Raw genomic sequence first — 19,133 nt, forward strand, 5'->3', positions numbered from 1 at the left:
AGGAGCGGCGGGAGGTGGCACTCCTCCTTCGCCGGCTCAACGTCGAACTGGATGCGGTGGGCCAGCGGTTCGCCGACCTGCACGGGCTCAACCGGACCGACGTCCGCGCGCTGGTGGCGATCATGGACGCCGCCCGGCGCGGTGAGTCGCTGACCGCTGGACGCCTGGGGGAGGCGGTCGACCTGCGCTCGGCCTCGGTGACCGCGCTGGTCGACCGGCTCGAGCGGGTCGGGCACGTGCGGCGGGTGCGCGACCCCGAGGACCGCCGCCGGGTCGGGCTGCAGATGTCGGAGTCGGCGATGGCGGCCGGGGCCGAGCACTTCGGGGGGCTGGCGCGCGACCTGACGGCGGCGATGGAGGGCTACTCCGCCGACGAGCTGGCCGTCGTCCGCCGCTGGCTCGAGGACATGACCGCCGTGATCACCCGCCACTCCCGCGGCTCCTGACCACGGCGCGACCGCTACAGGTACAGGCCGGTCGATTCCTCGATGCGCTCGGCGGCGACGGCGTGCACGTCGCGCTCGCGCAGGATGATCAGGTCCTCGCCGTGCACCTCGACCTCGTGCTGGTCCTCCGGCGAGAAGAGCACCTGGTCGCCGACCTTCACCTGCCGCACCGACGCGCCGACGCCGCGCGCCTCGCCCCAGACCAGCCGCTTCGCGACCTGGGCGGTGGCCGGGATCAGGATGCCGCCGGTGGAGCGGCGGTCGCCGTCCTCCTTGCGCAGCGCCACCAGGATGCGGTCGTGCAGCATCTTGATCGGCAGCTTGCCGACCGTCGGAGCGGTGTCGTCGGGCACGTCGTCCCACGCTACCCGCGCCCCTGACCGCGTCCGCCGTGAGTGGCTGGCGTGGTCCCCGGTGCGCAGGAGGCTGCAGCGCCGTGGCGTCGACCTCGGAACGCCGTCCGCGGCGCGGGAGCGGCTTATGGTGAGACAGGTCGTTCCGTCACGGAGCGCTCGCCCGGGCCCGTCTCTCGTCTGACCGCGGCTCTCCCCACCAGGAAGACGTGCACCACCACATGCTCACTACGGCAGACGTCGTCACGCCCGCACCCGTCGAGCCGCCGCGGAGCGACCGCGGCATGGGCCGCCGGCAGCTCGCCGTGCGCACCGGGGTCCACCTGGCGTGGATCGCCGCACTGGCCGCGTTCCTCACGCTGCGCGTGGGCCGCTTCGGGTTCAACCCCAGCGACCAGGGCTTCATCCTGGCGCAGAGCTGGCGCGTGCTGAACGGCGAGATCCCGCACCTCGACATCGTCTCGGCCCGCCCCCTGGGCTCGGCGTACCTGCACGTCGTCGACTTCGCCCTGCCGGGGCCGCTGTTCCTCGTGTCGGGCTTCCTGACCGACGTCGAGCTGATCGTGGCGACGGTGGCCCTCGCCGCCCTGGTCACCGGCGTCTCGCCGTTGCGCTGGGGCCCGCTGCGGACCCTGCTGGTCGCGGCCGCGGCGGTGGTCAACCTGCACACGTTCCCGATGATGGCGTGGCACACCATCGACGGGATCCTGCTCGTGGCGGTCGGCTGGTGGCTGCTGGACACGGGCCTGCGGTCCGGCTCGGCAGGACGCCGCCGGTTCGGCCTCTTCCTCCTCGGCTTCGCGGTGATGGTGAAGCAGAGCTTCGTGTTCGCCGTCCCCGTCGGTCTGCTGCTGCTGGTGTTCCACCCCGCGCAGGACTGGCGTACCGACCTCCGTGATCGCCGGTGGTGGCGCCGGACCGTCGTCGACCTGGTGTGCCTGGCCGCGTTCCCGCTCGTCTACGCGGGGGTCGTCACGGCAGCCGGTGGGCTGGCACCGATGATCGAGCAGCTCACCGGCGGCACGGGGGCCTGGGGCAAGGGGCTCGTCGACTTCTGGTGGGCCGGTGAGTTCGTCGTGGGCGACGTCCGCCGGCACATCCTCATGGTCGTCGCGTGCGTGGTCGTCGCGGTCGCGCTGTGGCTGGGGCGTTCCCGGCTGGGCCGGGCCGGCGTACCGCTGCGCCTGATCCCGCTGCTCGGCGCCGCGGTCGTCACCGTCTACGCCCTGGTGCAGACCGAGCTGGCGTTCCCCGGCAGCTGGGCGGTCAAGCTCCTGTGGCTGCTCATCGCGGTGGTCGTGCTGGACGCGGTGGTCCACCGGCAGCTGCCCTGGCGCCCGCTCCTGGTCGTCCTGCTCGCCTACATGGTCAGCCTGTCGTGGGGCTACAGCTATCCCGGCCTGCTCGGCGGCACGCTGGTGCTCACCACCCTCGAGCTGCTCGTCCGGGCGGCGCCGGAGATCGATCTCCGCGGGCGGCTGTGGCGGGTGCCCGCGGCGCTGATCGGTGCCGTCGCGGTGGCCACCGCATGCGTCGGGCTGGTCGTCCAGCACGACGAGGCGCCGGTCATCGACTTCCCGCGGGCGCAGCAGACCGTGGACCTCGGCACGGCCACCCCCACGATGCGCGGCATCCGCACGAACGCCGCCACCGGGCTGTACGTGAAGCAGATCGCGGCCTGCCTCGACCGCTATCCCGCGGCCCAGGTGGCCGTCCTGCCGGACAGCCCGTTCGCCTATCCCGCGTTCGGGGTGGAGAACCCCTTCCCGCTCGACTGGGCCCTGCCGCTGGAGCTGGTCGCCGACGCGGAGCAGCGCATGCTCGACACGGTGCCGCGGCTCAACCGCGAGGGCGACTACCTCGTCCTGTTCGCCACGACCGGCTGGCTCGCGCTGCGGTCCGGGGGGCCGGTCGCCGAGAGCGTGCCCGCCGACGCGCCGATCGTGGAGAACACCGGCCTGGAGAGCGAGATCCGCGAGGGCCTGGACGGCCGCGAGGTGTCCTGCGGGAGCTTCGTCGGGGTCTGGAGCCCGCGCGGCTGACCGCCGTCGGGGTCAGCCCCAGCCGAGCTCGTGGAGGCGCTCCTCCTCGATCCCGAAGTGGTGCGCGATCTCGTGGACGACGGTGATCGTCACCTCGTCGACCACCTCCTCGGCGGTCTCGCAGATCTCGCAGATCGCCTCGCGGTAGATCATGATCCGGTCCGGCAGCGCGCCGCCGTAGTCGAAACCGCGTTCGGTGAGCGCGAAGCCGTCGTAGAGCCCGAGCAGGTCGGGCTCCTCGGTGTTCCGGTCCTCGACCAGGACGACGACGTTGTCCATCAGCGCCAGCAGCTCCGGCGGCACCTGGTCCAGCGCGTCGGAGACCAGCTGCTCGAAGACGGGCAGGGGGAGCGGCTTCACCAGGAGGTCGGCAGCGGCCGGCCCTCCTCGTACCCGGCCGCGCTCTGCACCCCCAGCACCGCGTGCTCGTGCAGCTCGTCCACCGTCCGCGCCCCGGCGTAGGTGCAGGAGGAGCGCACGCCGGCCACGATCTGGTCGATCAGGTCCTCGACGCCGGGGCGCTGCGGGTCCAGGTACATGCGGGAGGAGGAGATGCCCTCCTCGAACAGCCCCGCCCGCGCCCGCTCGAAGCCCGACTGCGACGACGTCCGCGCCTTGACCGCCCGCGCCGACGCCATGCCGAACGACTCCTTGTACAGCCGCCCCGACCCGTCGTCGTGGATGTCGCCGGCGCTCTCGTAGGTGCCGGCGAACCACGAGCCGACCATGACGTTCGCCGCGCCCGCGGCCAGCGCCAGCGCGATGTCGCGGGGGTGCCGCACGCCGCCGTCGGCCCACACGTGCTTGCCCAGCGCGCGGGCCTCGGCCGCGCACTCCTCGACGGCGGAGAACTGGGGCCGGCCGACGCCGGTCATCATCCGCGTGGTGCACATGGCGCCCGGCCCGACGCCGACCTTCACGACGTCGGCACCGGCCTCGACCAGGTCTCGGGTGCCCTCCGCCGTCACGACGTTCCCCGCGACGACCGGCGTCGAGCCGGCGACCGACCTGACCGCGCGCAGCGCCTCGATGGCCTTCTCCTGGTGGCCGTGGGCCGTGTCGACCACGAGCACGTCCACGCCGGCGGCCAGCAGGGCCGAGGCCTTCCCCGCGACGTCGCCGTTGATGCCGACGGCGGCCGAGGTGAGCAGCTCTCCCGCAGCGTTCACCGCGGGCGTGTAGAGCGCCGAGCGCAGCGCGCCCTTGCGGGTGATCACGCCGACGAGGCGGTCGCCCTCGACCACCGGGGCCGCGCTCACCCGCTCGCCCGAGAGGACGTCGAAGATCTTCGGCAGGTCCGTGCCCGCCGGGATGGTCAGCGGCTCCCGGGTCATGACCTCCGAGAGCTGGGTGAAGCGGTCCACGCCCTGGCACTGGCCGTCGGTGACGACGCCGACGGGGGAGCCGTCCTCGACGACCACGACGATGCCGTGGGCGCGCTTGGTGAGCAGTGCCAGCGCCTCGCCGACCGTCGACGTGGCCGAGAGCGTGATGGGTGTGTCGTACACCGGGTGTCGCGACTTGACCCAGGACAGCACCTCGGCGACCACGTCGACCGGGATGTCCTGCGGGATCACGGCCAGCCCGCCGCGGCGGGCCGCGGTCTCGGCCATGCGCCGCCCGGAGATCGCCGTCATGTTCGCGACGACGACGGGGATCGTCGTGCCCACGCGGTCCGGCGTCCGGAGGTCCACCTCGAGCCGCGAGCCCACCGTCGAGTGGTTGGGCACCATGAAGACGTCGGCGTAGGTCAGGTCGTGGTCGGGGCGCTGCAGGAACCGCATGGGCCCAGTGTCCCTGACGTGGGCCGCCGGGTGGTCTCCGGACAGTCGTGCTCCGCCCACCGGTGGTGGGCAGAGCACGACCCTGCGGGGGAACGGCTCAGGCGGAGACCTCCAGCGGCCGGGCCGTGGTGAAGCCGGTGCGCGGCATGGCCGTCCAGACCGGCTGGCGCCGCAGCAGCGCGGCGACCAGCCCGCGCAGCCGGAACCAGGCGTGCGCCTGCCGGAACCCGATGTTCTCCACCAGTCCCGCCGCGACCAGCCCCAGCACGTCCCGGCCCCGGCCGTACCGGTGGTAGGTGAACTCCTCCACGGCCACCGCCGTCGTGGACAGCAGCGTGCCGACCGCCAGGGCCAGGAGCACCATCACGCCGGCGCCGCCGAGGTCGAGGATGCCGAGGCCGGCGGCGACGACGATCGAGAAGAGCCCGAAGACCTCCACGACCGGCCCGAGCAGCTCGAAGAGCAGGAAGAACGGCAGCGCCATCGTGCCGACCGGCCCGAAGCGCGGGTTGCCGATCATGTTCTTGTGCTTCCAGAGCAGCTGGGCCAGGCCGTGCGACCAGCGCTGGCGCTGGCGGCCGAGCACCCGCCAGGTCTCGGGCACCTCGGTCCAGCACACCGGCTCCGGCACGAAGACGACGCGGTGCGGACGGCCGGCGAGGCGCTGGTGCTCGATCACGCTGATGACCAGCTCGGCGTCCTCGGCCAGCGACAGCGGGTCCAGCCCGCCGATCTCCACCAGCAGGTCGCGGCGGAACAGCCCGAACGCGCCGGAGATGATCAGCAGTGCGTTCGCGTCGGCCCAGCCGGTCCGGCCGAGCAGGAACGAGCGCAGGTACTCGATCGCCTGGATGCGCACCAGCCAGTTCCGCGACAGCCGCGGCTCCAGCACGGTGCCCCGGTCGGTGAGCGCACCGTTCACGGCGCGGATGACACCGCCGGCGGCGACGACGTTCGCCGGGTCCTCCACGAACGGGCGGGCGACGCGCAGCAGCGCGTCCTCCTCCAGCAGCGAGTCGGCGTCGACCATGCAGACCAGCGGGTGGCGGGCCACGTTGAGGGCGGCGTTCAGCGCGTCGGACCGGCGGCCGACGCTGGCCTTGCGGACGACGACCAGCGGGTCGCCGGTGGTGGCTCGGTGCACCGAGAGGATCTCGCCGTCCACCTCCAGGTGCGCGGTCAGCCGCGGGGCGATCTCGGTGAGGGCGTACCGCTCGGCCACCAGCTCGAAGGTCCGGTCGGTGGAGCCGTCGTCGACGAGGACCACCTCGAGGGACGGGTACCGCTGGCCGAGCGCGGCCCGCAGCGTGTCGAGGATCCCTGCCTCCTCGTCGTGCGCCGGGATGAGCAGCGAGACGGCCGGGGTCAGCGGGCTGGCGAAGATCTCGCCGTGGCCCTCGGCGCCCCTCCAGTGCCGGGACTCCCCGATCCGGCGGGCCCCGGCGAGCACGAGCAGCAGCATGCTGCCGTCGAGCAGCAGCATGTAGCCGAGCACGGCCCAGCTGCCGACCAGGACGACGTGGGTGAGCACCTCGGTCATCGGACGACCGCCAGGGCGGGACGGCGCGGTCGTGCGTCCAGGTCGTCGAGCGTCGCGCGGGCGGCCCCGGCGGCCTGGCCGGACCCGGCGGCCACCTCCTCGAGCCAGGTCCGTCCTTCGGCGCCGAGGCCGGCGAGGGCGTCGGCGCACGCGGAGCGCACCGAGACGTCGGGCGCGGCCATGCCGGCCAGCAGGGGGATCGCCGCCACCGGGTCCCCGACCCGGCCGAGGGCCTCGGCGCTGGTGCGCTGCAGAACGGGGTCGTCGTCGGTGGTGAGGGCCCGCACCAGCGGCTCGGTCGAGCGCGGCGAGCCGATGCGGCCCAGCGCCGCGGCGGCGGCGACACGGACGGCGGAGGGCTCGTCCGCGTTCCGGAGCAGCTCCTCGAGGAGGGGCGCGGCCTCCACGTCGCCGTGCACGCCGAGCAGCTCGGCGATCAGCCCGCGGGCATGGGTGTGCTCGCCGGTGAGGGCGCCGCGCAGCACGGCCAGCGCCGTGGTGCCGAGGTCGAGCAGGGCCATGCCCACGACGCCGTGCGGGAGGGCGCGGGCGCCGGACATCGCGGGCAGGAGGTAGGCGACGGCGGCAGGGTCGCCGGCCTTGCCGAGCGCACGGGCGGCGGCGCAGCGGACCTCGAGGGAGCGGTCCTGCAGGCGGGCGGCCAGGACGGCGATGTGGTGGCTGCCCGCGGCCGAGCCCAGCAGGGCCACGGCGCGGCCCCGGCGCCAGGACTTGCGCGCGGTCAGGTCGGCGACGGCGCGGGCGACGACGCCACGCTCGGCGAGCAGCCGCCGGAGGATCTCGCGGTCCGTGCCGCGCAGCTGGGGGAGGAGCTCGAGGACCACCTCGTCCAGGGAGCCGGGGGCGTTCACCAGGTCGGGCACCGGCACGGCGTCCGTCGGGTCGTCGTCCAGCAGGGCGTGGACCAGCGGCGTCATCTCCCGCTTCCGCCGCTCGTCGCGGGCCTGCCGGCGGGCCCGTGCCAGGTGGGTCGCGGCCACGGACAGGAGGAGGGCCACGATCGCGGCCGTCACGCCCGCTCCGGCCAGCAGGACGGGCCCGACGGGCGGCGTCATCCCTGCACGCTGCCGGGCGGCAGCGCGGCGGTGACGCGGCTGATCAGCTCGCGGGTGCTGAACGGCTTGGCCACGAAGTCGGTGGCCCCGGCGGCGAAGCCGCGCTCGAGGTCGGGCTCCTGGGCCTTGGCGGTGAGCAGCAGCACGGGCGTGCGGGCGAGGTCCGGGTCGGGGTCGGCGCGCAGCGCGGCGCAGACCTCCAGGCCGTTCATCCGCGGCATCATCCAGTCCAGGACGACGAGGTCGGGGCGCAGCTCCCGGGCGGCGGCCAGGCCGGCCTCCCCGTCGGACTCGACGGAGATGTCGACGCCCAGCCGGCCCAGCCGGAAGGCGACCAGGTCGACGATGACGGGGTCGTCGTCGACGACCAGGACGTGGGTCATGGGGCTCCGATCGGGAAAGGTGGGGCACAACCGGCATCGGCACGACCGGCCGGGAGCTGTAGCGCCCGTCTCGCCTTCACACCGGTGCGCCGGCGGCCGAAACCTCCGCGTGCCCCTCTCCACACCTCGTCGTGCCGATGCCGACCCGCGTCCGCTCCGGGCGCTCCTCCGGCGCCCGCTCCTGGTGGGGCTGGCCGCGCTGACGACGGTGACGCTGGCGACGGTGGCCCTCGCCGTGGTGGTCCTGACGGTCATCGGCCCGCGGGTCGACCGCGCGAACGACGTCCTCAGCGCGCTGCAGGAGGGGCACATCGCGATGCTGAACCAGGAGACCGGTCTCCGCGGCTTCCTGGTGACCCGGGAGTCGCGCTTCCTCGAGCCGTACCGGAAGGGCGTGGAGGACCTGCAGCGCGCCGACGCCGCCCTCCGCGATCTCGCGGAGGAGGAGCCGGACCTCGCCGAGCACGTCGCGAGGCTCCAGGCAGCTGAGCAGGCCTTCATCCAGGAGTGGGCGACGTCGACGTCCGCCGGCCCGCCGGCCCTCGGTGACGCCGCCGCGCTGAGCGACCTGCTCCGCGAGGACAAGCGGCTGTTCGACCGGTACCGGGCGGTCGAGGCCGACGTGCGGGTGCTCGTCGAGGACCGGCGGCAGCGGGCCAGCGACCAGCGGACGATGCTCGTCCTGGTCGGGGCCGCGTCGAGCGTCCTCGTGAGCCTCGTCGTCGCGGTCGCGGTGCGCCGTGCGAACCGGCGGCTCGCCGAGACGCTGCTCCCGCCTGCGCAGCGGGTGCGGGACTCCCTGTCGGCCCTGGCCGCGGGTGACGTGGAGAGCCGGGTTCCCGAGACGGGCCCGGCCGAGCTGCGGGACATCGCGGGTGACGTCAACGTGCTCGGCCAGGCGCTGCGGGACCGGAATCTCCTCGTCGAGGCGCGTGAGCGCGAGCTGGTGGCCGCACGCGACCAGGCAGTCAGGGCCGGGCAGGCGAAGACCGCCTTCCTGGCCACGATGAGCCACGAGATCAGGACGCCGCTGAACGCCGTCCTCGGCCTCACCGACATCCTCCTGACGACGGAGCTGTCCGAGGAGCAGCGCGGCCACCTGGACACCGTGTCCCGCAGCGGCGACAGCCTGCTGACGCTGATCAACGACATCCTCGACTTCTCCAAGATCGAGGCGGGCGAGCTGGACCTCGAGAAGGCGCCCTTCGACCTGTCCGACCTGGTCTACGACGTCGCGCAGCTGCTCGCCCCCCAGGCGGCGGGCAAGGGACTCGACCTGCTGGTCGACATCCCCGCGGGCGGGACGTGGCGCGTGCTGGGCGACGGGGCCCGCCTGCGGCAGGTCGTCATCAACCTCGTCGGCAACGCGGTGAAGTTCACCGCCTCCGGCCACGTCCTGATCCGCGTGAGCGGCGAGGTCACCGGTTCCAGGCTGCGTAGCTCGATCGCCGTGTCCGACACCGGCATCGGCATCCCGGCCGACCAGCAGCACCGGTTGTTCCGCTCGTTCAGCCAGGTGGACACGTCGACCACCCGGTCGTACGGGGGCACCGGGCTCGGCCTGGCGATCAGCCAGCGCATCGCCGCCGCCATGGGCGGTGACATCGCCGTGGAGAGCGCCGCGGGGAGCGGCTCGACCTTCACGGTGACCATGGACCTGGAGGTGGCGCCGGCCGCGGAGCCGACGTCGCCGTCGGAGACACTCGCCGGGCGACGCCTGCTGATCGTCGACGACAACGCGACGAACCTGCGGATCCTCGAGCACCAGCTGGTCGGCTACGGGGCGGTCCCCGTGCTGGTCGGCAGCGGCGCCGAAGCCCTCGCCCGCGTGGCGGCCGACCCGCCGTACGACGCCTGCCTCCTCGACCTGCACATGCCGGACATGGACGGCGACGAGGTGGCCGCCCGGCTGCGGGAGACCGACGGCGGCGCATCGATGCCGCTCATCCTGCTCAGCAGCTCCGCCTCGGTGTCCGCCGACCGGGCCGCGCTGTTCGCCGCCCGTCTGCACAAGCCGGTCCGCCCCGAGCGGCTGGAGCAGACGGTGCGCTCGGCGCTGGCGACGGGCACCGTGCGTCGCGAGGGGCGCGGCCCTCGCGTCGGCGGCGTGGTGCCGGCGCCCCGGCCTGGCGAGCCGGGCCGCCGCCTCAGGGTCCTCGTCGCCGAGGACCACGCCGTGAACGCCCAGCTCATGAGCCTCTACCTGGCGCAGCTCGGGCACGACTGCGATCACGTGGTCAACGGTGAGCTGGCCGTGGACGCCGTCCGCGCCGGTGAGTACGACGTCGTGCTCATGGACGCCCAGATGCCGGTCCTCGGAGGAGTGGACGCCACCGCCGCGATCCGGTGCCTGCCCGGTCCGCAGCCCTACATCGTGGCCGTCACGGCCAGCGTCCTCGCCAGCGACCGGGCGTCCTTCCTCGAGGCGGGAGCGGACGACTTCCTGACCAAGCCGGTCCGCATGGCGACCCTCGACCAGGCCCTGCGCCAGTGGACGGGGGACCTCGAGCGAGCCGCCGCGCCGTCGCCCGAGCCGTCGGGCAGCGGGTCCGACCCGCTGGACCCCGAGACCGTCGAGGACCTGCGCGATCTCGGGGACGCCGCGTTCGGCCAGCTGTACGAGAAGTACCTCGCCAGCCTGGGCCCGGCGGTCACCGCGATCGCGGAGGCCGCCGACGCCGGCCGGTGGGCCGAGGAGGACGAGGACTCGGTGCCCCGCCTGGCGCACCGGCTCAAGGGCAGCAGCGCGGCGATGGGAGCACTGGGGCTGGCCGACCTCTGCCGATCCCTGCAGGAGGCCCCGGACGGCGCGTCGCCCGACGTCGTGGCCGCCCTGGCCGGTCTGCCCGGTGAGGCCCGACGGGTGGAGGAGGCCGTCGCGCGGTTGAGCGCCGCCGCTCGGTGACCTCGGGGTGGGCGGGCCCCCGCAGCCCGGCACCTACGATCGGTGCGTGATCGACCTCCGGCTCGTGCGTGAGAACCCCGACGTCGTCCGTGCCAGCCAGCGCGCCCGGGGGGCCGACGAGTCCCTCGTCGATGCGCTCCTCGCCGCCGACGCCGCCCGCCGCGAGGCGGTCAAGCGGGGCGACGACCTGCGGGCCGAGCAGAAGAACGCCTCGCAGGCGGTGAAGAAGGCCACCCCGGAGGAGCGCCCGGCGGTGCTCGAGCGGGCCAAGGCCCTGGCCGCCGAGGTGAAGGAGGCCGAGGAGGCGCAGCGCGCGGCCGACGCGGCGCTGCGCGAGGCGCACCTGAAGATCCCCAACGTCGTGGCCGACGAGGTCCCACCCGGCGGGGAGGACGACGCCGTGACGATCCGGACCGTCGGCGAGGTGCCCACCTACGACTTCCCGGTGCGCGACCACATCGAGATCGGCGAGGCGCTGGGCGCCATCGACATGGAGCGGGGCGCGAAGGTCTCCGGTGCCCGCTTCTACTTCCTCACCGGTCCGGGCGCCCTGCTGGAGTTCGCCCTCGCCCAGCTCGCGATCAGCCGCGCCGTGGCCGCCGGCTTCACCCCCGTCGTCGCTCCCGCCCTCGTGAAGCCGGAGGCGATGGAGGGCACCGGTTTCCTCGGCGAGCACGACGAGGAGGTCTACCGGATCGAGCGCGACGACCTGTACCTCGTGGGCACCTCCGAGGTGGCCCTGGCCGGGATGCACGCCAAGGAGGTGCTCGACCTCTCCGCCGGGCCGAGGCGCTACGCCGGCTGGTCGTCCTGCTTCCGCCGCGAGGCAGGCTCCTACGGCAAGGACACCCGCGGGATCATCCGCGTGCACTGGTTCGACAAGGTCGAGATGTTCAGCTTCTGCCGGCCCGAGGACACCGAGGCCGAGCACCTGCGGCTGCTGCAGTGGGAGGAGGAGTTCCTCCAGGCGCTGGAGCTGCCCTACCGGGTGGTCGACATCGCGGCCGGCGACCTGGGCACCAGCGCCACCCGCAAGTACGACATCGAGGCGTGGTTCCCGACGCAGGGCACCTACCGCGAGCTCACCAGCACCTCGGACTGCACCACCTTCCAGGCCCGGCGGCTGAACATCCGCTATCGCGACGAGGACGGCAAGCCGCAGACGGCGGCGACCCTCAACGGCACGCTGTGCGCGATCGCCCGCACCATCGCCTGCTTCCTCGAGGTGCACCAGCGCGCCGACGGCTCGGTGCACGTGCCGACGGTGCTGCGGCCGTGGCTGGGCGGGGTGGAGGAGCTCGCCCCCGGGATGACGCTCGCGGCCGCGGTGCCTCCCGCATGACCCGGGAGCGGCCGAAGGCGCTCAAGGCCTACGGCGTCCTGCCCGATGCAGACCGGGTGATCGACCTCGGCGAGATGGACGGCTGGCGGCCCAAGCTGGTCGCCAGCGACCTCGACGGCACGCTGCTCGACAGCGACGGCGAGGTCAGCCCGCGCACGCGGGCGGCGCTCGAGGCGTGCTGGGACGCCGGCATCCCGGTCGTCGGCGTCACCGGCCGGGGCCCGCGCCTGCTCGACAGCGTCCGTGCCGCGCTGGACGGCCGCGGCATCGCGGTGCTCGCCCAGGGTGGGTTCGTCGTCGACCTGGAGCGCGACGAGGTGCTGCGGACCGTCGGGCTGCCCCGCGAGCAGGCCCAGGCGGTCATCGAGCGGATCGAGGCGGTCGCCGGCGACCTGGTCATGGCCGTCGAGGACGCCTCGGAGCAGAGCGAGGTCTCCGGGCCGCTGCGCGTGCAGCACGGCTTCGACTGGCCCTACCCGGAGCCCGCGCACCTGCTGCCCAAGGACGAGGTGCTGCCGCCCGGCGCCGTCCTCAAGGTCTTCCTGCGCTCCGCCGCCCTCGGGCAGGACGAGCTCCTGGCGCGCGCGCAGCGGGTCGTCGACCCCGCCGACGCCGAGGTGACGCACGCCGGGCTGGGGTTCATCGAGGTGCTCCCGCCCGGCATCACCAAGGCCACCGGGCTGGCGATCGCCCTCGAGCGGTACGGGGTCGGATTCGGCGACGTGCTCGTGTTCGGGGACATGCCCAACGACCTCCCGATGATCGGCGCGGTGGCCGGCGCCGGCGGGCGCGCCGTCGCCGTGGCCAACGCGCACCCGGCCGTCCGGGCCGCGACGACCGGGGTCACCAGCGGCCACGACGCCGACGGCGTGGCCCGCTACCTGGAAGCGGTCCTGCATGTCTGACCGGGTGCGCGATGTCTGACTGGAGGCCCCGGCTCATCGCCAGCGACATGGACGGCACGCTGCTGCGCTGGGACGACACGGTCAGCGACGCCACTGTCGCCGAGCTGGAGCGCTGGCGGGCCGACGGCGTGCCGGTCGTCCTGGCGACCGGCCGTCCGCCGCGCTGGATGGTCCGCATCCGCGAGGTCCTCGGCTACGGGACGGCGGTCTGCTGCAACGGCGCGGTGATCATGGACCTCGAGCGCTTCGAGATCGTCCACGAGGACCCGCTGCACCCCGACGTCCTGACGTCGGTCACCGCCGAGCTCCGCCGGCGGCAGCCGGACACCTGGTTCGCGGTCGAGTACGGGCTGGAGTTCCGTCACGAACCGATCTACAAGCCGCGCTGGGACGTCGACGCGCCCGGCGTCGCCGAGGCGACGCTCGAGGAGATGACCACCCAGCCGGTCGCCAAGCTGCTCGCCCGCCACGAGGACCTGCCGCGGGACGAGTTCGTGGCGATGGTGGAGGACGTCGTCGGCGACCGGGCGACGGTCACCCACTCCTCGAGCGACGCCCTGGCCGAGATCTCGGCGGCCGGCATCACCAAGGCATCCGGGCTCGCCCGCGTCGCCGCCCGCCATGGCGTCGGGCCCGAGGACGTCGTCGTGTTCGGGGACATGCCCAACGACATCGCGGCGTTCGAGTGGGTCCGGGCCGCTGGCGGCCGCGCCGTGGCCATGGCGCACGCGCACCCCGACCTCATGGCCGTGGCCACGGACGTCACCGGCACCAACGACGACGACGGCGTCGCCCGTTTCCTCGCGTCTCTCTGAAGCCGGCGCGCTCGTCGCGCTCGTCCGGCTGAACTTCGCCACGCAGTTGCCGAAAGCGAAGCGACGGGCACGCTGGGTGCCGACTCAGGAGAGCGAGCAGCAGATGGATCAGACGCAGGACGCCGGCCACCCGGTGGCGGACGAGGTGACCACGGAGACGTCGGGCCGGCGTGGCTTCGGCCTCCGCAGCCGCGTGCTGGGCGCCATCCTCGTGGTCGCCCTGACCACGGTCGGCATCGGCGCCTTCGGCATCCAGCGCATGGGCGTGCTCAGCGACCAGGCCCAGCAGGTCTTCGACGAGGGCGCCGAGCCGCTCGACGGGCTGCGCACCCTGCAGGCTGACTGGTGGGAGCTCTCGGCCTACACCGCCCGGGCCGCCATCCCCTCGCTGCCGGCCGCCAGCATCCAGGCCTCCCAGCAGAAGGCCGCCGAGATGGCGCAGACCATCGCCGACCACACGGCCGAGGTCGCCGAGCTGCCGCTGTCGCCGGACGCGGCCGCTGCCTTCGCCGAGTTCGGCGCCGGCGTGGAGACCTACATGGGACTGCTCGCGCAGCTGCAGGCCGGCATGACGGGCAACCCCGCCGCGATGATGCAGACCATCGGGCAGATGAACGAGCAGGAGGCGATCATCGCCGATTCGCTCGTCGCCGCCACCGACGCCGCTCAGGCCACCGCCAGGGAGACCGCCGCGGAGGCGCAGGACGCCTACGAGAGCGCCCGCACGCTCACGCTGGTCATCATCGTGGTCGGCCTGCTGGTCTCCGTGGTCCTCGCCGTCCTGGTCTCCCGCAGCGTGACCCGCCCGGTGCAGCGCATCCGCGAGATCCTCGGCCAGGTCGCCGCCGGCGACCTCACCGTCCGCGCCGGCCGCACCGGTGGCGCCGAGCTCGGCGAGATGGCCGCCTCCCTGGACGAGACCCTCGACGCCATCGGCAACGTCCTCGTCCTGGTCAACGACTCCTCGACCCGCCTCGCCGCCGCCTCGACCCAGCTCAACGCCGCGGCCGAGGGCATGCGGAGCAACGCCGAGACGGCGGCCGGCCAGGCCGACGAGGTCGTGTCCTCCGCCGGCGCGGTCGCCTCGAGCGTCGACACGGTGGCCACCGGCTCGTCGCAGATGGAGTCGGCGATCCGGGAGATCTCGCAGAACGCCAGCGAGGCCAGCCGGGTGGCCAGCCAGGCCGTGGACGTCGCGGAGAACACGACGCGGACGGTCGGCAAGCTCGGTGACTCCTCGCAGGAGATCGCCACGGTCATCAAGCTGATCAACGGCATCGCCGAGCAGACCAACCTGCTGGCGCTCAACGCCACGATCGAGGCGGCGCGGGCGGGGGAGGCCGGCAAGGGCTTCGCCGTCGTGGCCAGCGAGGTCAAGGAGCTGGCGCAGGAGACCGCCCGGGCGACCGAGGACATCTCCAAGCGGGTCGAGGCGATCCAGGCCGACACCGCCGGCGCCGTCGACGCGATCAGCCAGATCAGCTCGGTCATCGGCGAGATCAACGACTTCCAGGCGACCATCGCCGCGGCGGTCGAGGAGCAGACGGCGACGACCAACGAGATGAACCGCAACGTCGCCGAGGCGGCCAGCGGCACCCAGGGCATCGCCGCGGCGATCTCGGGGCTGGCCGCCGGCACGCAGGAGACCAACCAGCGCGTCGCCGACGCCCAGCGCGCCGCCGGCGAGCTGGCCCGCATGAGCGGTGAGCTGCAGGAGGCGGTCAGCCGCTTCACCGTCTGACGGACGACGACGGCGCCGCACCCCGGACCGGGGTGCGGCGCCGTCGCGCGTCCGGGCTCAGGTCAGGACGTTGTAGGCGATCACCATGTTCACGATCGCGACGACGATCGCCACGGTCCCGCAGACCAGGCCGGCGGTCGCCTGCCCGCTGCGGGTCCCGTTGCGCCGGGCGACGCCGCCCAGCGCCACGCTCACCACACCGAGCGCGAGCCCGATGATCGCGAAGAGCACGGCGAAGACGATGCCGACGATGCCGGTGACGAGCGAGGCGACCGCGAGGCCGTTCTGCCCGGTCCTCGTGGCGGGGGTGGTCGAGTGCTCGGTGGTCACGGGTCCTCCGCTTCGGTGACCGGAGTCTCCGGTCGCGACGGCAGACGTCGGCACCGGCCGTCCGGGCGAAACCAGCGGGGACCGCATTCACCCGTCAGGGCGACACGGTGCCGCCCGTCAGAGGTACTGGCCCCCACCGGGCCGGAAGTCCGGCTGCTGGCCGCCGGGCCCCTGACCGCCGGGCAGCGCCTTGCGGCGGACCTCCTCGAGCTGCGCCCGGGCGGCCATCTGCTGGGCGAAGATCGCCGTCTGGATGCCGTGGAACACACCCTCCAGCCAGCCCACCAGCTGCGCCTGGGCGATCCGCAGCTCCGCGTCCGACGGCGTCTCCCCGTCGGTGAACGGCAGCGTGATCCGCTCCAGCTCCTCCCGGAGCTCCGGCGCGAGGCCGTCCTCCAGCTCCCGGATGGACTTGGCGTGGATGTCGCGCAGCCGGTTGCGGCTCGCGTCGTCGAGCGGAGCGGCGCGCACCTCCTCCAGCAGCTGCTTGATCATCGTGCCGATCCGCATCACCTTCGCCGGCTGCTCGACCATCTCCCCGACGCCGGGCGGGCCGTCGCCGTCGTCCCCGCCCTGCGGGACCGCCAGGGCGCCGACCGGCTGCCCGTCGGGGCCCACGACGACGACCTGCTGGGGGCGCTCGCTGCCGTTCCCGGGTGCAGTCATGGCTCCATCCTGCACCGCCCCCGCGAGCCGCGGACGCGTGGTCCCGGGCGAGCTGAACCGATCGCCGCCGCGCGCCGTGCTGAGGGGGACGGTGGCCGTCCGGGGTCCGCCGGGGAGGGAGGAGGCGCCGTGCGCACCACCTGGAGGCCGGCGGCGGGCATCGCCGTGGTCCTGCTCGCCGCGGCCGGGTGCGGATCGGACGGCGGCGGGGACGACGCGGCGACGGCGCCCTCGAGCACAGCCGCCTCGGACGGCGTCCTCTCGACCGCGGACAGCGACCTGGGTGAGATCGTGGTGGACGCCGAGGGGCGCACCGTCTACGTCTTCGACAGGGACACCGCCGGATCGGGCAGCAGCGCCTGCGAGGGCACCTGCCTGGAGAACTGGCCGGCGGTTCCCGCGGACGAGCAGAACCCGGAGGCCGCCGGTGTCAACGGCGAGGTGGGCACCATCGAGCGCGGCGACGGCACCCGTCAGGTGACCCTCGACGGCATGCCCCTGTACACCTACGCCGGCGATGCCGATCCTGGCGACGTGACGGGACAGGGCGTGCAGGGCGTCTGGTGGGTCGTCTCCCCGGACGGCGCGAAGCTGACCGCGGCGCCGTCCGAGCCGGCCCCGGTACCGGGGTACTGAGCGGGTGCGGGCGCGCGGGGCGGTCTCGGCGGAGGAGAGCCTGCGGGCCCTCTACGAGGAGCACGCCCCGGTCCTGCTCGGCTACGCCCTGCGGCTCACCGACGGCGACCGGGCGCGCGCGGAGGACATCGTGCAGGAGACCCTCGTGCGTGCCTGGCGCAACCTCGACCGGGTCGACCAGGACGGCCGGTCGCTGCGCCCCTGGTTGTTCACCGTCGCGCAGCACATCGCGGTCGACGCGCACCGCGCCCGGCGGGCACGCCCGCCCGAGGTGGGCGACGCGGCGCTGGCGGTCCTCCCGGGGATGGACCAGGTCGAGGCCACCCTCGACCGGATCGTCGTGACCGACGCGCTGCACGCGCTGTCGCAGGAGCACCGGGCGGTGATCGTGGAGACCTACTACCGGGGCCGCAGCGTGGCCGAGGCCGCCCGGGTGCTGGGCATCCCGCCGGGCACCGTGAAGTCCCGCTGCTACTACGCGCTGCGGGCGCTCAAGCTGGCGCTCGCCGAACGGGGGGTGACCACGTGACCTGCCGGGAGGCGCCGGCGCTCGGCGCGTACGTCCTGGGCGCCCTCGGGCCCGACGAGCGACGGGCGGTGGAGGAGCACGTCGACAGCTGTGCGGAGTGCGCGGCGGAGCTCGCCGAGCTGGAGGGCCTCCCGGCGCTGCTCGACCGGGTGCCGCACGAGGCCCTCGAGCCGGTGGCCGTGGCGCCGTCGGCCGGCCTGTTCGACCGCGTCGCGGCCGCCGCCGACGTCCGGCCGGCCCGTCGCTCCCGGGCGAGGCTCCTGCTGGTCGCGGCCGCCCTCGTGGGTGCCGTCGGGCTGGGCGCCGGGGTGGCCGGTCAGCTGGCCGGGGACGACGCCCGCAGCCGCTCGGCGTCGGCCGGCCCGGTCCGGGCCACCGTCAGCGCCAGCGCCGACGGGGACGGCACCGCGCTCGACATCACGGTCGCGGGCCTGCGGGCCGGGGAGATCTGCACGATGGTCGCCGTGGACGACCAGGGCGACCGGCACGCGGCGGGGGAGTGGCCCACGTCGCCGGCCGGGGACGGCCGGTGGGTCGGCTGGACGACCGTCGACCCGGGTGCGCTGGACGAGGTGGTGCTGCTCGGCGACGGCGGGCGGGAGCTCGTGCGGCTGGACCTCTAGTCCTCCGGCAGGAGGAGCACCTTGCCGACGTGCTCGCTGGCCTCCACGACCGCGTGGGCCTCGCCGGCCCGCGACATCGGCAGCCGCCGGTCGACGATCGGGCGGACGACGCCGCGCTCGACGTCCGGCCAGACGTCGTGCCGGACGGCGGCCACGATGCCGGCCTTGCCGCCGGGCCCGGACGGCGGGCGCGAGCGCAGCGCGGTGGCGTGCACCGACGCCCGCTTGCCCAGGAGCTTCGCGATGTCCAGCTCCGCCTTCGTGCCGCCCTGCATGCCGATGACGACGAGCCGGCCGCCGACGGCGAGGGCGTCGACGTTGCGGCCCAGGTACTTCGCGCCCATGTTGTCCAGGACGACGTCGACGCCGCGCCCGCCGGTCTCTGCGGCGACGACCTCGGCGAAGTCCTGGTCGCGGTAGTTGATGCCGACGTCGGCGCCCAGCTCGCGGCAGACGTCGAGCTTGGCCGCCGTCCCCGCGGTGGTGAGCACACGGGCGCCCGCGCGGGCAGCGAGCTGGATCGCCATGGTGCCGATGCCGCTGGAGCCGCCGTGGACGAGGAAGGTCTCGCCCCGCTGCAGGCCGGCCAGCTGGAAGACGTTGGACCAGACGGTGCAGGTCACCTCGGGGAGCGCGGCCGCGGTGGCCAGCTCCACCCCTGCCGGACGGGGCAGCAGCTGGACCGCCGGGACGGCGACCCGCTCGGCGTACCCGCCGCCGGCCAGCAGCGCGCAGACCTCGTCGCCCACCGACCAGCCGGTGACGCCCTCGCCGACCTCGCTGATCACCCCGCTGCACTCCAGGCCGAGGATCTCGCTGGCCCCGGGGGGCGGCGGGTAGAACCCCTGCCGCTGCAGCAGGTCGGCCCGGTTCACCGCCGTCGCCACGACGTCGACGACGACCTCGCCGGGGCCGCAGACGGGATCGGGGACCTCCGCCCAGGTGAGCACCTCGGGTCCGCCGGGCTCGGGCACCGTCACCGCACGCATGGGTCGACCCTAGGAGGAGCGGCCCCTC

General features: G+C 74.3%; 19 protein-coding genes. 10 read left to right on the plus strand and 9 right to left on the minus strand.

From position 1 onward, the window contains the following. The first annotated feature begins 14 nt into the window (after window positions 1-14). Window positions 15-446, plus strand: coding sequence for a MarR family winged helix-turn-helix transcriptional regulator (locus tag DCS98_RS00430; protein ID WP_241036970.1), 432 nt, complete (start codon window positions 15-17; stop codon window positions 444-446). A gap of 14 nt (window positions 447-460) precedes the next feature. Here DCS98_RS00430 and DCS98_RS00435 read toward each other — a convergent pair whose 3' ends face one another. Then, on the minus strand, window positions 461-799 hold the full coding sequence (locus tag DCS98_RS00435; RefSeq protein WP_241036972.1) for a GroES family chaperonin: 339 nt from the start codon (window positions 797-799) through the stop codon (window positions 461-463). Between the two features lie 221 nt (window positions 800-1,020). Between DCS98_RS00435 and DCS98_RS00440 the strand changes: the two genes are divergently transcribed. Then, window positions 1,021-2,841 carry a hypothetical protein gene (locus DCS98_RS00440; RefSeq protein ID WP_206340033.1) on the plus strand — a complete coding sequence of 607 codons (1,821 nt, stop codon included), beginning with the start codon at window positions 1,021-1,023 and terminating at the stop codon, window positions 2,839-2,841. 12 nt (window positions 2,842-2,853) lie between these two features. On the opposite strand, the gene DCS98_RS00445 is transcribed toward DCS98_RS00440, so the two are convergent. The 5 genes from DCS98_RS00445 to DCS98_RS00465 all read right to left on the minus strand — a co-directional run bounded on the left by DCS98_RS00445 (window position 2,854) and on the right by DCS98_RS00465 (window position 7,624). Beyond that, window positions 2,854-3,201 (minus strand): metallopeptidase family protein, encoded by a 348-nt coding sequence (locus DCS98_RS00445; protein ID WP_206340034.1) that lies wholly within the window; start codon window positions 3,199-3,201, stop codon window positions 2,854-2,856. Further along, on the minus strand, window positions 3,198-4,625 hold the full coding sequence (locus DCS98_RS00450; protein ID WP_116449401.1) for a GuaB1 family IMP dehydrogenase-related protein: 1,428 nt from the start codon (window positions 4,623-4,625) through the stop codon (window positions 3,198-3,200). The genes DCS98_RS00445 and DCS98_RS00450 overlap by 4 nt, the downstream gene beginning before the upstream one ends. A 97-nt stretch (window positions 4,626-4,722) precedes the next feature. Further along, entirely contained in the window at window positions 4,723-6,165 is a 1,443-nt protein-coding gene (locus tag DCS98_RS00455) for a glycosyltransferase family 2 protein (RefSeq protein WP_116449402.1), read from the minus strand. Then, the gene (locus DCS98_RS00460; protein WP_116449403.1) at window positions 6,162-7,241 is read right to left on the minus strand and encodes a HEAT repeat domain-containing protein; all 1,080 of its coding nucleotides are present in this window, start codon (window positions 7,239-7,241) and stop codon (window positions 6,162-6,164) included. Before DCS98_RS00460 ends, DCS98_RS00455 begins: the two co-directional genes overlap by 4 nt. Next, window positions 7,238-7,624 carry a response regulator transcription factor gene (locus tag DCS98_RS00465; protein WP_116449404.1) on the minus strand — a complete coding sequence of 129 codons (387 nt, stop codon included), beginning with the start codon at window positions 7,622-7,624 and terminating at the stop codon, window positions 7,238-7,240. Before DCS98_RS00465 ends, DCS98_RS00460 begins: the two co-directional genes overlap by 4 nt. A gap of 109 nt (window positions 7,625-7,733) precedes the next feature. Here DCS98_RS00465 and DCS98_RS00470 point away from each other — a divergent pair, with 109 nt between their 5' ends. The 5 genes from DCS98_RS00470 to DCS98_RS00490 all read left to right on the plus strand — a co-directional run bounded on the left by DCS98_RS00470 (window position 7,734) and on the right by DCS98_RS00490 (window position 15,332). Next, window positions 7,734-10,529 carry a response regulator gene (locus DCS98_RS00470; protein WP_164704305.1) on the plus strand — a complete coding sequence of 932 codons (2,796 nt, stop codon included), beginning with the start codon at window positions 7,734-7,736 and terminating at the stop codon, window positions 10,527-10,529. A gap of 46 nt (window positions 10,530-10,575) precedes the next feature. Continuing rightward, window positions 10,576-11,871, plus strand: a complete 1,296-nt coding sequence (serS, locus tag DCS98_RS00475) for a serine--tRNA ligase (RefSeq protein WP_116450077.1) — start codon at window positions 10,576-10,578, stop codon at window positions 11,869-11,871. Further along, complete coding sequence (locus DCS98_RS00480) at window positions 11,868-12,776, plus strand: HAD family hydrolase (RefSeq protein ID WP_116449406.1); 909 nt, start codon at window positions 11,868-11,870, stop codon at window positions 12,774-12,776. Before serS ends, DCS98_RS00480 begins: the two co-directional genes overlap by 4 nt. 11 nt (window positions 12,777-12,787) lie before the next feature. After that, window positions 12,788-13,591, plus strand: coding sequence for a Cof-type HAD-IIB family hydrolase (locus DCS98_RS00485; protein ID WP_116449407.1), 804 nt, complete (start codon window positions 12,788-12,790; stop codon window positions 13,589-13,591). Window positions 13,592-13,694: 103 nt separating this feature from the next. After that, window positions 13,695-15,332, plus strand: a complete 1,638-nt coding sequence (locus DCS98_RS00490; protein ID WP_116449408.1) for a methyl-accepting chemotaxis protein — start codon at window positions 13,695-13,697, stop codon at window positions 15,330-15,332. Window positions 15,333-15,389: 57 nt separating this feature from the next. Here DCS98_RS00490 and DCS98_RS00495 read toward each other — a convergent pair whose 3' ends face one another. Together DCS98_RS00495 and DCS98_RS00500 are read right to left on the minus strand one after the other, a co-directional pair. Then, window positions 15,390-15,662, minus strand: a complete 273-nt coding sequence (locus DCS98_RS00495) for a DUF4190 domain-containing protein (RefSeq protein ID WP_206340035.1) — start codon at window positions 15,660-15,662, stop codon at window positions 15,390-15,392. Window positions 15,663-15,779: 117 nt separating this feature from the next. Then, window positions 15,780-16,328: a bacterial proteasome activator family protein gene (locus tag DCS98_RS00500; protein WP_116449410.1), complete on the minus strand. Its 549-nt coding sequence runs from the start codon at window positions 16,326-16,328 to the stop codon at window positions 15,780-15,782. 129 nt (window positions 16,329-16,457) lie between these two features. Here DCS98_RS00500 and DCS98_RS00505 point away from each other — a divergent pair, with 129 nt between their 5' ends. The 3 genes from DCS98_RS00505 to DCS98_RS00515 are packed head-to-tail and all read left to right on the plus strand — an operon-like array spanning window position 16,458 to window position 18,116. Beyond that, window positions 16,458-16,964 (plus strand): COG4315 family predicted lipoprotein, encoded by a 507-nt coding sequence (locus tag DCS98_RS00505; RefSeq protein WP_206340036.1) that lies wholly within the window; start codon window positions 16,458-16,460, stop codon window positions 16,962-16,964. Window positions 16,965-16,968: 4 nt separating this feature from the next. Then, window positions 16,969-17,493, plus strand: coding sequence for a sigma-70 family RNA polymerase sigma factor (locus tag DCS98_RS00510; RefSeq protein WP_116449411.1), 525 nt, complete (start codon window positions 16,969-16,971; stop codon window positions 17,491-17,493). Continuing rightward, complete coding sequence (locus tag DCS98_RS00515) at window positions 17,490-18,116, plus strand: anti-sigma factor family protein (RefSeq protein ID WP_116449412.1); 627 nt, start codon at window positions 17,490-17,492, stop codon at window positions 18,114-18,116. Before DCS98_RS00510 ends, DCS98_RS00515 begins: the two co-directional genes overlap by 4 nt. Here the strand turns inward: DCS98_RS00515 and DCS98_RS00520 are convergent. Continuing rightward, window positions 18,113-19,105 carry an NAD(P)H-quinone oxidoreductase gene (locus DCS98_RS00520; protein WP_116449413.1) on the minus strand — a complete coding sequence of 331 codons (993 nt, stop codon included), beginning with the start codon at window positions 19,103-19,105 and terminating at the stop codon, window positions 18,113-18,115. The two genes, DCS98_RS00515 and DCS98_RS00520, sit on opposite strands and share 4 nt — an antisense overlap. Window positions 19,106-19,133: the final 28 nt, after the last annotated feature.

The sequence above is a fragment of the Blastococcus litoris genome, assembly GCF_003075095.1.
GTDB classification, from domain to species: Bacteria; Actinomycetota; Actinomycetes; order Mycobacteriales; family Geodermatophilaceae; genus Blastococcus_B; species Blastococcus_B litoris.

Coding starts and splice junctions, on each gene's coding strand:
- DCS98_RS00455 (WP_116449402.1), bottom strand. CDS start 6,165: ATGACCGAGGTGCTCACCCACGTCGTCCTGGTCGGCAGCTGGGCCGTG.
- DCS98_RS00460 (WP_116449403.1), bottom strand. CDS start 7,241: ATGACGCCGCCCGTCGGGCCCGTCCTGCTGGCCGGAGCGGGCGTGACG.
- DCS98_RS00485 (WP_116449407.1), top strand. CDS start 12,788: ATGTCTGACTGGAGGCCCCGGCTCATCGCCAGCGACATGGACGGCACG.
- DCS98_RS00520 (WP_116449413.1), bottom strand. CDS start 19,105: ATGCGTGCGGTGACGGTGCCCGAGCCCGGCGGACCCGAGGTGCTCACC.
- DCS98_RS00480 (WP_116449406.1), top strand. CDS start 11,868: ATGACCCGGGAGCGGCCGAAGGCGCTCAAGGCCTACGGCGTCCTGCCC.
- DCS98_RS00440 (WP_206340033.1), top strand. CDS start 1,021: ATGCTCACTACGGCAGACGTCGTCACGCCCGCACCCGTCGAGCCGCCG.
- DCS98_RS00490 (WP_116449408.1), top strand. CDS start 13,695: ATGGATCAGACGCAGGACGCCGGCCACCCGGTGGCGGACGAGGTGACC.
- DCS98_RS00465 (WP_116449404.1), bottom strand. CDS start 7,624: ATGACCCACGTCCTGGTCGTCGACGACGACCCCGTCATCGTCGACCTG.
- DCS98_RS00450 (WP_116449401.1), bottom strand. CDS start 4,625: ATGCGGTTCCTGCAGCGCCCCGACCACGACCTGACCTACGCCGACGTC.
- DCS98_RS00500 (WP_116449410.1), bottom strand. CDS start 16,328: ATGACTGCACCCGGGAACGGCAGCGAGCGCCCCCAGCAGGTCGTCGTC.